Origin of the sequence: Enterococcus sp. BSD2780061688st2 D3 (assembly GCF_005844145.1) — a bacterium.
In the GTDB taxonomy this organism is placed as follows: Bacteria; Bacillota; Bacilli; order Lactobacillales; family Enterococcaceae; genus Enterococcus_B; species Enterococcus_B durans.
In genome coordinates, this window is sequence record NZ_SPHN01000011.1 from 20,304 (window position 1) to 32,539 (window position 12,236).

The 12,236-nt window shown below is 39.0% G+C and carries 9 protein-coding genes; 7 read left to right on the forward strand and 2 right to left on the reverse strand.

Features of this window, described 5'->3' with window-relative positions:
- The first annotated feature begins 46 nt into the window (after nt 1–46).
- From FGQ66_RS09740 to FGQ66_RS09765, 6 genes are read left to right on the forward strand one after another with little or no spacing between them, the layout of a single operon-like run.
- Nucleotides 47–2,266 (forward strand): glycoside hydrolase family 3 N-terminal domain-containing protein, encoded by a 2,220-nt coding sequence (locus FGQ66_RS09740; RefSeq protein WP_138302294.1) that lies wholly within the window; start codon nt 47–49, stop codon nt 2,264–2,266.
- Between the two features lie 2 nt (nt 2,267–2,268).
- On the forward strand, nt 2,269–3,630 hold the full coding sequence (locus FGQ66_RS09745; protein ID WP_138302295.1) for a PTS sugar transporter subunit IIC: 1,362 nt from the start codon (nt 2,269–2,271) through the stop codon (nt 3,628–3,630).
- A 22-nt stretch (nt 3,631–3,652) separates the two neighbouring features.
- Complete coding sequence (locus FGQ66_RS09750) at nt 3,653–4,531, forward strand: ROK family protein (protein WP_138302296.1); 879 nt, start codon at nt 3,653–3,655, stop codon at nt 4,529–4,531.
- Nucleotides 4,531–5,880 carry a glycoside hydrolase family 1 protein gene (locus tag FGQ66_RS09755; protein ID WP_138302297.1) on the forward strand — a complete coding sequence of 450 codons (1,350 nt, stop codon included), beginning with the start codon at nt 4,531–4,533 and terminating at the stop codon, nt 5,878–5,880. The genes FGQ66_RS09750 and FGQ66_RS09755 overlap by 1 nt, the downstream gene beginning before the upstream one ends.
- 22 nt (nt 5,881–5,902) lie before the next feature.
- Nucleotides 5,903–6,901, forward strand: coding sequence for an alpha/beta hydrolase (locus FGQ66_RS09760; RefSeq protein WP_230315280.1), 999 nt, complete (start codon nt 5,903–5,905; stop codon nt 6,899–6,901).
- Nucleotides 6,898–8,604, forward strand: a complete 1,707-nt coding sequence (locus FGQ66_RS09765) for a DUF4091 domain-containing protein (protein WP_138302298.1) — start codon at nt 6,898–6,900, stop codon at nt 8,602–8,604. The genes FGQ66_RS09760 and FGQ66_RS09765 overlap by 4 nt, the downstream gene beginning before the upstream one ends.
- A gap of 174 nt (nt 8,605–8,778) precedes the next feature.
- Here FGQ66_RS09765 and FGQ66_RS09770 read toward each other — a convergent pair whose 3' ends face one another.
- On the reverse strand, nt 8,779–9,831 hold the full coding sequence (locus FGQ66_RS09770; protein WP_138302299.1) for a zinc-binding alcohol dehydrogenase family protein: 1,053 nt from the start codon (nt 9,829–9,831) through the stop codon (nt 8,779–8,781).
- 464 nt (nt 9,832–10,295) lie between these two features.
- Nucleotides 10,296–10,787: a hypothetical protein gene (locus FGQ66_RS09775; RefSeq protein ID WP_138302300.1), complete on the reverse strand. Its 492-nt coding sequence runs from the start codon at nt 10,785–10,787 to the stop codon at nt 10,296–10,298.
- Between the two features lie 422 nt (nt 10,788–11,209).
- On the opposite strand from FGQ66_RS09775, the gene FGQ66_RS09780 reads away from it, so the two are divergent.
- Nucleotides 11,210–11,905 (forward strand): DUF4767 domain-containing protein, encoded by a 696-nt coding sequence (locus FGQ66_RS09780; protein WP_138302301.1) that lies wholly within the window; start codon nt 11,210–11,212, stop codon nt 11,903–11,905.
- Nucleotides 11,906–12,236 lie beyond the last annotated feature (331 nt).

The window sequence follows — 12,236 nt, forward strand, 5'->3', positions numbered from 1 at the left end:
CTTTATATAATCAAGCTGTAATTTAAAACGGTTACAGGAGGGCGAGATGGAAGAACAAAAGTTAAGAGAATTATTTCACAGATTATCGGTCCATGATAAGATTGCACAGACGATCCAACTGAATGGCGATCTTTTTGTTGAAAGTGGCGTGATGAACACTGGGCCTGCCAAAGATCTAGGGTTTCAGAAAGAACCAAATTTTTATGAGATTGGTTCGATCTACAATGTGAATGACCACCAAAAACTATACCAAATCCAAAAAGACGTTTTAGAAAATAGCTCTCATAAAATTCCATTGTTATTTATGTCGGATATTGTTTATGGTTTTCGGACAATTTTCCCAATGCCTTTGGCGCAAGCTGGTTCTTATGATTTTGATTTGATCCAACAGGCAGCAGAGATTTCTGCGAAGGAAAGTTATTTGAATGGGATCCATGTTGTATTCTCTCCAATGCTAGATTTAGTGCGTGATCCACGCTGGGGTAGAGTGATGGAATCACCAGGAGAGGATGTTTACACGAGTAAAGAGTTTGCCAAACGTGTGGTGACTGGTTATCAAGGAGAAAAGGCTGACTATTTACAAGAAAATCATGTGGCTGCTTGTATCAAACATTTTGCGGCATATGGCGCGCCAGAGGGTGGTCGGGAATACCAACAGGTGGAGCTGTCGAATCAAAAATTATTCAATGAGTATCTACAACCTTATGAAGCTGCTGTAGAGGCGAATTGCGAATTAGTAATGACGGCATTCAACTTATTGAATGGGGTACCATCGACAGGGAACAAATGGCTGAATCGAGAGATCTTAAGAGAGCGCTTTGGCTTTAATGGTGTACTGGTATCAGATTATGCGGCGGTCCAAGAATTAGTGTCACATGGCTTTGCAAAAGATGAAAAAGATGCAGCCAAAAAGGCGCTAGAGGCGGGTGTTGATTTCGATATGATGACGGCTGTCTATGCCAATGCTTTACCGGAACTAGCCAAAGATCGAGTTTTTGCAGAATTGCTAGATGAAGCGGTGTGGAGAATACTGATTTTAAAAAATAAATTGGGGCTATTTGAACAGCCTTTTAGAGGATTGACTGAACCGAATACGGGAGAAGTTTTGACGGATGAGGCAAAGGAAGTAGCCACTAAGTTAGTTGAAAAGAGTTGTGTCTTATTGAAGAATGAAACGGCACTTCCTTTAAAGAAAACGAAGGATCAAAGGATCGCGGTGATCGGCCCGTACGCTGAAAGTCATTTTACTCTGGGCTTTTGGGCATCAGTTAGTGGGAGGTCCTCGGATGTATTGACGTTGAAAGCAGGGTTGTTGGAACAATTTGAGCAAGACCAGCTTCTATTTTCAAGAGGCTTTAACTTGTATGAAGATTACAGTTCTTTTGGACCGTTGAAAGCAGGATTTGAACAATTGAACGGCCCTATCGAGGATGAAGAATTTCTATTGGAACAATCACTGGAACAAGCTAAAAAGGCAGACGTGATCCTTTTGACGATTGGTGAAAACTTTTTAGAAAGTGGAGAAGGTGCCTCGAAGACGAATCTGCGATTACCGGAAAAACAAATTCGACTGATCAAAAAGTTAGCAGAGTTGAAGAAACCGATAGTGGGATTGCTTTATACTGGACGTCCTTTAGTGTTGACAGAGGTTGAATCGTATTTTGACAGTCTATTACTGGTATGGTTTCCTGGCGTCATGGGTGGAAGAGGAATCTGTAACCTCTTAGTGGGCAAAGCGAGTCCTTCTGCGCGTTTGACGATGACTTTCCCAAGAAGTGAAGGACAGATACCGATTTATTCGGCGCAAACTTCTACTGGACGGCCATTGGGGGAAAATGCACATAGTGAACGGTTTGTTTCTAAATATATCGATGAAACGAACGAGCCGCTGTTTTCCTTTGGGTCAGGCAAGAGTTATGCGGATTTTGAAGGTACATGGCAAGGTGTAGAAGAGAAAACTGATGGTATTCACTGCTGCTATGAGATCGTGAACCAAAGTGAGAGAGAAGCTTGGGTAACCCCACAAATCTACCTCTTGAATCATCCAGCAGAAATTGTTCGGCCGATGAAACGGCTAATTGCGACACAACATCTTTTATTGGCGGCAAAGGAGCGAAAAGTGGTCACTTTTACGCTATCTGAGGAAGAATTCGCTTATTTTGACAATGAAGGAGTGCGTCATCTGACATCCGGTAACTATACGTTACAATTGGATCTTTTGGGTATCAAAAATAATCAAACATTTCATTTAGTTAAAGGAGAATGAATATGGAAAAATTAGAAGCATTTTTAGGAAATCGATTGTTACCGTTATCACAAAAGCTGCAACAGAATAAAGTTTTGGCTGCTTTGATGGAAGGGTTTATTCGGACAAGTCCATTGACTTTAGGGATTGCGTTGTTAACGATTGTTGGTAATTTCCCCATACCTGGTTGGATCGATTATTTAACGAAGATTGGTGTTTATCAGCATGTTGAAGCAATCACGAATGGCGTTACAGGTGTTTTCTCTTTATACGTTGTGTATAGTTTGGCTTTTTCGTACGCCAAACAATTGAAAACGAACGAAAGAAATGCAGCATTGATTTCTTTGGCTAGTTTTATCATGTTGATGCCGCAGCAAATCATGACAACTGTCACGCAAAATGGCGAAGTGACGGAGCAAGCGATCGGGGCTTTAAGATTAGACTATCTTGGTGGACAAGGGCTGTTTATCGGTATGCTTGTGGCGCTGTTAGTCACACGTTTCTATGCTTTCTTATCTGCTAAGAAATTAATGATCAAATTGCCAGAAAGTGTGCCACCAATGGTTACACAATCACTTTCACCCGTTTTTGTGGTAACGATCATCTTTACGTTGGTCTTTTGTTTACGTGTTGGATTTGGCTATACAGCATCAGGTAGTATTTTTCAATTTTTCATTGACGTGATCAATGCACCGTTGAATTCGTTGGTTGCAAGTCCGATCTCGATCATCATCATCATGGAACTGTTGGCAGTATTATGGTTCTTTGGTATCCATAATGCTGTATTACAGGGACCACTTGGAGCAATCAGTATGACGATGATCGTTGGGAACATGACTGCTTTTCAAAGTGGCGAAAAACTGCCTTATTTGATTCCTTCTGTTATCTACATGGGAATGTATGCTGCTGGTTTTATGGGATTTGTGACATTCTTCATGATTCGTTGTCAGTCAGCGAAGATGAAACAACTAGGGAAACTTTCCTTTATTCCGTCACTTTTCAATATTACTGAGCCGCTGATGTTTGGGATGCCGATTATTTTAAATCCTATTTTCTTTATTCCGCAAGTCTTTACACAACTGATTGCTGGCTTTGTGACATGGGGCTTGACGACGACTATTTTACCGATTTCGCTAAATCCAACAATGTCATTGCTTCCATGGACAACGCCTACTTTTATAAAAATGCCTTTTGCTGGTGGTTTAAATTACACTATTTTAATGGTGATCTGCTTAGCTATCGGGGTAATTATGTGGTATCCATTCATCAAGATTGCTGATAAAAAGGAATATGAATTAGAACGTGCATTAGAAGAGAAGAAACAAGAAGAAGTAGAAACGTTACAAACAGTAGCAATCACAGAGAACAACGAGATCCAAGCATAGGTTGATGAAAGGTTAGAGAAAAATGAAAACATTAAGTATCGATATTGGTGGGACGTTTATTAAAACTGCGGTGGTTTTTGACGGGCAGTTAATGAATAAAAAAAGCGTAGCTACACCGAAAAACTTACCTGATTTGACTCAATTATTTCAAGAAATCATCCAATCCTATCACCAAGAAACAGCATATGAGCGAATAGCTGTGGCTGTGCCTGGGGCGGTAAGTGAAACAGGAAAAGTAGCGTTTGGTGGGGCAATCGCTTATTTAGATCAAGTCAACCTGATCCAACTTATTCAGCCGTTTTTTTCAGGCGAGATCGTCATTGAAAATGATGCCAAGGCAGCCGTACTTGGAGAATGGAAAAAAGGAAATTTACGAAAAACTAAAAATGCTGCAGCGGTGGTCCTTGGAACAGGTGTTGGTCTGGGGATCATCCTCAATGGTGAAGTCTATCAAGGAACCCATCGGCAAGCGGGTGAGGTGAGCTTTTTCATTCGTGACCGTGAGATTGCAGGGACTGATTCTTTTGCAGGGATGGGGCTTTCAGCGGTGGTACTTATTCACCGTCTTGCGAAGTTATTGGATGTCCCAGCAGATGGGAAAGAAGTTTTTCGACAATTGAAAAAAACGGAGCATGCTGAAGCACAACAACTTTTTAACAGTTATTGCTATGGGGTGGCAGTTCTTTGCTTTAATTTACAAACGATCTTAGATTTAGAAAAAATCGTCATTGGTGGGGGAATCAGTCAGCAAGAAATAGTGATAACAACGATTCGATTATATTATGAGAAACTATTTCGAACGGCGCCAGTGATCGAGCAGACATTAAGAAAGATCCCGATCGAATGCACTGCATTTAAATCAGCTGCAAATTTGATTGGTGTTGCGGAGGTTAGTAGATAATGAGAGATGATTTTTTATGGGGGGCATCAACTAGCGCCTATCAGGTGGAAGGTGCATGGTCAGCAGATGGGAAAGCACCTTCTGTTCAAGATGTCAAAGAGATCCCGGAAGGAACGACAGATTTTAAAGTAGCAATCGATCATTATCACCGATTTAAAGAAGATGTGAAATTGTTCAAAGAGCTAGGATTAAAAGCTTATCGCTTCTCTATTTCTTGGAGTCGGGTGTTACCGAATGGACAGGTGAATGAAGCAGGGCTGGCTTTCTATGAAAACCTGATCGATGAGTTGATCATGCAAGGGATCGAACCGATTGTCACAGTGTTCCATTTTGATCTGCCAGTTTATATGGCGGAAAAAGGGGGCTGGGAAAACAGAGAAACAATTACTGAATTTGCAAACTATTGTGCGCTTTTATTTGAACGGTTTAGTCACAAGGTTCGATACTGGCAAACGATCAATGAGCAAAATGTGATGGCGTTAGCGGGATCAGTCATTGGCACAAGTAATAAAACGATGAAAGAAAAATTTCAGGAGAATCACCATATGTTAGTCGCGCAAGCATTGGTAACGAAGAATTTCCATGAACAAGCTTATCCTGGAAAAATCGGTCCAGCACCGAATATTGCTAGTGTGTATCCAGCTAGTGACCAACCAGAGGATCAGTTAGCTGCGTTATATATGAGTGCATTGCGAAATTGGTTGTTTTTGGATGTGGCAGTTTTTGGTGTCTATAATCATAATGCGTGGCATTTATTAGAAACAATTGGTGCAGCACCTGTGGTCACTGAAGAAGATCAAGAAATCTTAGCAGCTGGAACATGTGATTATATTGCGTTCAATTACTATAATACGATGACAGTGTCGTCGTATTACGAAAAAGAAAACAAGGTGGATCAGCAGTCCGGCTTTGGTATTCCTGGGTTTTTCCAAGCAACGGAAAATACCCACTTACCTTTAACTGAATTTGGTTGGCCTATTGACCCAGAAGGTTTTCGATTTACATTAAACGAAATTTATTCACGTTATCGTTTGCCCCTGTTGATTACTGAAAATGGTATTGGTGCAAAAGATACCTTGACACCTGATGGACATATCCATGATGAGTATCGGATCGATTATTTGCGACAACATATCGAGCAAATGGAATTAGCCGTACAAGATGGTGTTGAAATCATTGGTTATTGTCCTTGGAGTGCCATTGATCTGATCAGCACGCATGAAGGAATCGAAAAACGTTATGGATTTATTTACGTGAATCGAACGGAAACAGAGTTGTTGGATCTTGCTCGTTATAAAAAAGATAGCTTTTATTGGTATCAAAAAGTTATAAAAAATAATGGATTATAACGAATGATCGAGAGGAGCGGTTATGTATATTAAAAAAATCGTTTTTGATAAACGTGCTGATTCTGGGGCGACTTTTTACTTGCATGATCAAAAAACAGCGATGGAGCGTATCGAAGAACGACCGTTTGTTTTAGTGATCCCTGGGGGTGGCTATAGTTTTTGTAGTGAGAGAGAGGCTGAACCAATCGCTTTATCATTTGTAGCAAAGGGATATCATGCTGGCGTACTACGTTATCATGTGGGTGAAAATCGAGATTTCGAACGATCATTAGAGGATGCGAAACAGGCATTAGCAGAGATCAGAAAGATCGATGCGAAATACAAAGTTGCGCAAGATCAGATTGCGGTGATTGGTTTTTCTGCTGGTGGACACCTTGCAGCAGCGATGTCTACGTTGTTAGAAGAAAAACCGAATCTTTGTATTTTAGGTTATCCAGCGATTTTGTCGTCATTTGCTGAGGTGATGAAAATCAAAGCGCCTTCTTTAGATACTTGTGTAACAAAAGAAACACCGCCAACTTTTTTATTTTCTACGTTTGAAGATAATGTCGTACCGATCGAGAATTCTTTGCTGTATTTGAGTGCTTTGGAAGAACATGATGTGCCATTTGAAAGCCATATTTTTCAAAAAGGGCGTCATGGACTTTCACTGGGAACTAAATGGTTTGGTGCATCACCAGAAATGATCGACTTACGCTTTGCGCGTTGGTTGAAGCTCGTTTGTGAGTGGTTAGAGTTGAATTGGAAGCAAGAAACCCAGCCAGTAAATCAAACAGTCAATGGACCAATGGAAAAAAATGTTCTCGAACTGCCGTTAGAGCAATTGCTAGAAGATGGAACGAATCAAGCAATCTTATTCCAAGAATTCCCAAAATTAGCGGAAAAGAGTTATTACAAGATCCTTCGTCGGTTTTCATTGAATCAATTGCAGCAATTCTCACCAGAAGTTTTCTCCACAGCACGTATAGCAAAGGTGCATGAACAAATGAAACAATCAAAAAGGGTAGGTGGAAAAGAATGAAATTTATGATCGTAGATGAAAGTTATAAAGCTTCAACAGAACTTTCTCATGAAGAACCAACACAAATCACCACGATTACTAGTTCTAAAAATAGTTGTGCCGCTTTTCAGCTTTTATTACATGATGGCAAAAAGAATCACTTTATTTTAAATAAGCAATTTTCAATTCCTGATGAGATCGAGATCCCCATGTATCGAATTGCTATCAAAAGCGATTTACCTTATCAAGCGCAATTTGTTGACTATTATTTAGGAACGGATGGATTGGCTTATGCGGATAAGCTGATTGGAGAAACAGCGTATACGTATAGTGGCGATCGCTATGCACCTATTTATATAGAGATCCCTATCGATAAACAAGTAAAACCGGGTACTTATCCAGTCCAACTTTCTGTATACCGTTCGTTCATTAATCAAGAGGATGAATTAGTCGCGGAAAAATCAATTGAGGTATCTGTTTTGGATTTTGCTTTTCCAGATGATGTGCAACAAGACTTTCGATTGGATATCTGGCAGCAACCTTCCAATTTGGCACGCACCTTCCATGTGCCTCTGTGGGGAGATGCTCATTTTGGCTTGGTTGATCAAATGGCTGACAAGTTAGCTGCAATTGGTCAAAAGGCAGTGACAGTGATCGCAGGTGAGATTCCTTGGAAAGGCTGGTTCAACTATATTGTCAAAGATTATCCAGCGAATCTATATGAATATTCAATGATTCCCATTCGGAAAAATATAGAAGGGGCACTTATTTGTGATTTTTCGATTTTGGATCGCTATCTTGCTTGTTTTGAAAAATACGGTATCAATCAAGAAATCAATCTATTTGGTCTTTTAGGTGTTTGGAAACCACCTTATTTTCCTTTGAATGAGCAGTCGGGACATTCAGAAAAAATCGTCTTACGCTATTTTGATGAATCAACAGATAAGATTACGTTTATTGAACAAGCAGCTGATTTTACTGCGTACTTAAAACAACTTGTTTTTCATTTGAAAGAGATTGGGGTGTGGGAACGAACCTATGTGACCGCAGATGAACCTAAGTCACATGAAGTAGAAGCATTTATCCAAGCAGTCAATGACTTAAAGGCCATCGAGCCATCTATTCAAATCAAAGTTGCTTTTGACAAAGAATCAGTTTTAAACTCATTAGAATCAGTCATTGATTATCCTGTGACTTCGTTTTATTGTACTTGTAACAACCAACAGCAATTACTAGAAAAATTTGGAAAAAAACTGAACTACTATATCTGTAATTATCCAACGAAACCTAATACCTTTTTACACAGTCCATTGCTTGAAACACGAGTCCAAGGGTTACTTGCTTATTACTTTAAAACGGATGGCTTATTGCGTTGGGCACTGAACTGCTGGCCAACAAATGCTCGAACAGATATCCGCTATAACACGGGGGCACTCCCGATTGGCGACAACTGTTTGATCTACCCAGGGTATAACGGTGATTTATTACTATCCCTTCGCTACAAACAACTTCTAAGAGGAATAGAAGACTTTTGGTTATTGAAACATGCAGAAGAACAAAACGAAAAGAAAGTCCAACAATTGCTTGATGAATTTTTAGTTGTCACTGACCCTAAAGATTGGATGCTGAATAGTCATCAGGCGAATCCTGAGGCATTTCAGTTAACTGAAGAAAAGTACCAACAATTAAGAAACGCACTGATCCGAATAAATCAGGGGGAATAGTGGAAGAAAAAATTGTGATTGGTTCTTTTGGTAAACACTTTTAATTAAAAAATTGATGTGCGTTCCCAAATTTGTCGTTTGCACGGAACATTTTTGAAAACGCACATCATGTGTTTATTGTTCAGCCTTTATTTCAAGCGATGGAATGTATCAAAAGAAGACTTGCTTCAACTTTTAAAATGGAGCAACTTCGCCGTTGAATGTACCGCTAAGAACAACTTTACCTAACATGTGTCCGGATTCGACTTCTTTTGTAGCTGCCCGCAAATTTTTTGCGTTGATGCCATCCGAGTAGACTTTTGTCAAGGTTGTTTTTAGGACGCCTCTTTCTGCTAGCGAAGCAATCATTGCCAATGCTTCACCTTGTGTTTCGATTTGGTAGTCATGATCAGTTTTCGCAAACATATACTCCCAATCCAAGCTGACTGATAGATTTTTCCAAGCACTTAAGTTCAGCGGTTCATTGACCCCAACGATCGTGCCTACATGTCCAAACGGTTTGATCAGATGAGTGATTTGTTCTAAATAATGGGTGATATCGAATAAGACGGCGATATAATCAACAGCCTCTACACCTAGTTCCTGCAAGCTTTGTTTTAAATCGTGATGATAATCTAGTGGATGATCTACACCAACTGAAGTGAGCCATTCAAAGTTTTTAGGACTAGAAGTAGCATAGATTTCTAATCCTGCCCATTTAGCTAACTGGTTCAAGATAGAGCCCACACCACCTGCACCATTGATCACTAAGATTTTCTTTCCTTGATTGGCATTTTCTTCTGGAATCAATCCAAATTTATCAAACAGTAGTTCATAGGCCGTCAAGGAGGTAAGGGGAAGGGCTACGGCTTCTTCATCTGATAGATGCTTTGGTGCTAAAGCTGCAATCCGTTCATCAACGAGTTGATATTCTTGATTACTGCCAGAACGTGTTGTAGTACCTGCATAAAAAATTCGATCCCCGATTTTGAACTTAGAAACTTTTTCGCCTATTTTGACGACTTCACCTACGCCATCAAATCCTAGTACTTTTAGCGTATCGCTTTTAGGTGCGGTCTGTCTTAACTTAGTGTCAACAGGGTTGACGGATACCGCTTTGACCTTTACCAGTATATCCCTTGCTTCAGGAATAGGGATTTCTTTTTTTTGATCAATGAAACTTTTAGGGTCATCGATCGGCAAGCCTTCAAAAAAGCCAACAGCCTGCATCAATGGATCATTTGACATAAAACTTCCTCCTCTGCTAGTGGATAAAACGTCTTCCTTTATTTTGACGTAAAGGAAGCGATATAGAATCAGCTTAGAAGGTCGAAAGATAGGAAAACGAGCATCACTTGGTGGTTGTCTCCTGAATCCATCCGAAAACTAAGCATTATTTCAACAGCACTAGCTTAAATCTTTTCATTTCTATTGTAAAACAAAGCATCTTTGATACGCTATATTTCTTCTATAAAAGTCGCGTGCTGTACCAAAAGCGTGAGCAATACAAGAAAACGCAAGTCTGTATTTTGTCGGACATAAGTTCTATATAAAGATATAGCGAGAGCAATAACGATTTAATCGACTAGTTCCTATTGTTTTAACTAAAATAGACAAAAATATCAGCTGATTTCTTATTGAAAAGGGCTGATATTTTTGCCTATAAACACAAGAAACTGTCCAATTTTTTCATGTGACAGAAACTAGAAAATCTATTTTTGACTAAAACTATATTCCACTTTATTCGAATCCATTAGGCGGGTTCCTTGATCATTTACCCAAGTAAATTCTTTTTTATAATGCTCACCATAGAGATACGTTTTTTTGTTTTCTTTATCGATCTGAGCATAGGCTTTTTTTATTTTCCGATCGTATGTTTGAAATAGCCCAGTTTGTTCAGGGTGTTGATCTTCTTCAGTAAAATCATTCGCAAGTAATTTTTCTATTTCTTCTTTTTCACTATCTGAAGTGGTTAAGCTAGAGGGATCTTGGTTGATATTTTTAGATAGTTGGATTTCTTTAAAAATAGCAAGAGTTCCATTTTCTATGGTATAACCTCCACGATTTTGCAAAGTACCACCATTTGTGACTTGAACGATGACGACATTTTCTATCTTGTCTTTATCCGCAGATGCGCAAGCGCTTAACGAGAAAGTAGATAAAATCAATAAAGATATAAAAATAACAACATTTTTTTTACTCATAATTAAATCACTCCTTTTCCATATCTTATCATTTTGATAAATAAACTAAAAGTAATAGTTTTATAGTTTACGATTTAATCCTTTAAAATCAAGAAATCAAAGTAGATGGAGCTATGCTATATCCAGAAATCATTCTTTCGAATCCTATCCAACAACTCGCTGCTTTTGAATTGCGTTCTTCTTTTTTATAACATTATTTTCTACGTGGTGAACAGATGGTCACGAAAGAATCGAGGAGTGATTTTTCTTGGGAAAGCAAGTGAGCAAGGTAAAGAAGAAAGCACATGAAGCCTAGATTTTACCCCGAAAACCAAGGGGAATATGTTATCGATCAGGGGCTAAAATAAGTAATTGTATTGTTATAAAAACAAGCTTATAATAAGTTATAAAAAATTGAGGTTTGGGGAATAAGGAGAAAACAGATGAAAAAAACGGTGATGTTTTGTTTAGTATTGTCAACAGTGTTATTGGCTGCATGTCAACAAACAAAAAAAGCGACGGCTCAGTCTTCAAAGTCTGCTGAAAGTAGTATAGCAGTAACAAAAGAATCAAGTAGCAAAGCAAGTTCAGAAAGCAGTACAACAAACAGTACAACAAGCAGCTCGACAAGCAGCACAACGACCAATTCAACAAGTAGCACAGATACCAGCTCTAGTACAGCAACAGAAACAACTACGGTTTCAAATCTGTTGTGGAGTGCAGATAAAAGCAATCAATTGGCTAGCTTTATGGCTAGTTGGGGTCAAACCATGGGACAAAGTTATCAAGCCTATGGACCGGGTAATAATGTAAATCTCTATGGATTACAGTTACCTGATGGAGTTTTGAACCATATGAATGGTTGGCAAGCAACGGTTGCCAATACACCAATTTCGTTAACTTGGTCAGAAAATGGAGAAGTACCATCTGGCTACGGATTAGTAGCAGTTTATTCAGATGCGCAAACACAATCCGGACAAAAACCAAGACACGTTTACTTTTTCACCATTGAGGGAGGAACTCCTAAAGTTTTGGTCACCAGTCAAAATCAAGGGAATCCGAACAACTATCTTGAGTTAAGAGAAACAGATAATCAAGAATTGAAAAATGGATTTTCACAAATCGTTACTGGACAATAAGTGTAAGAAAGGCACTCGTTCTAGGATCAATAGGCCTTTGTTCTTAAAAATAAGTGGGGATTATGGTTATTTATAAAAAATAGAAAATCAAGTAGAGGTCGAGACAAAAGTTGTTTAGGTTTGAGAAATTGGAGAGAAAAACGAGCAATACAAAAAACGTATTGTTCGTTTTTTTTTTTGGAATTTATGAAAAACCTGACTTTGGGACACCGTTTATTCGAGAGTCTGTGGCAAAACTTATTTTTAGATTTGTTCCATATTTTTGATAATGAAAATCGGACATCCAACGAGGTGAAGGGAACGAGCCGTAAAGTTAATTTGTTGGGCCGCA

Coding starts and splice junctions, on each gene's coding strand:
- FGQ66_RS09740 (WP_138302294.1), top strand. CDS start 47: ATGGAAGAACAAAAGTTAAGAGAATTATTTCACAGATTATCGGTCCAT.
- FGQ66_RS09745 (WP_138302295.1), top strand. CDS start 2,269: ATGGAAAAATTAGAAGCATTTTTAGGAAATCGATTGTTACCGTTATCA.
- FGQ66_RS09750 (WP_138302296.1), top strand. CDS start 3,653: ATGAAAACATTAAGTATCGATATTGGTGGGACGTTTATTAAAACTGCG.
- FGQ66_RS09755 (WP_138302297.1), top strand. CDS start 4,531: ATGAGAGATGATTTTTTATGGGGGGCATCAACTAGCGCCTATCAGGTG.
- FGQ66_RS09760 (WP_230315280.1), top strand. CDS start 5,903: ATGTATATTAAAAAAATCGTTTTTGATAAACGTGCTGATTCTGGGGCG.
- FGQ66_RS09765 (WP_138302298.1), top strand. CDS start 6,898: ATGAAATTTATGATCGTAGATGAAAGTTATAAAGCTTCAACAGAACTT.
- FGQ66_RS09770 (WP_138302299.1), bottom strand. CDS start 9,831: ATGTCAAATGATCCATTGATGCAGGCTGTTGGCTTTTTTGAAGGCTTG.
- FGQ66_RS09775 (WP_138302300.1), bottom strand. CDS start 10,787: ATGAGTAAAAAAAATGTTGTTATTTTTATATCTTTATTGATTTTATCT.
- FGQ66_RS09780 (WP_138302301.1), top strand. CDS start 11,210: ATGAAAAAAACGGTGATGTTTTGTTTAGTATTGTCAACAGTGTTATTG.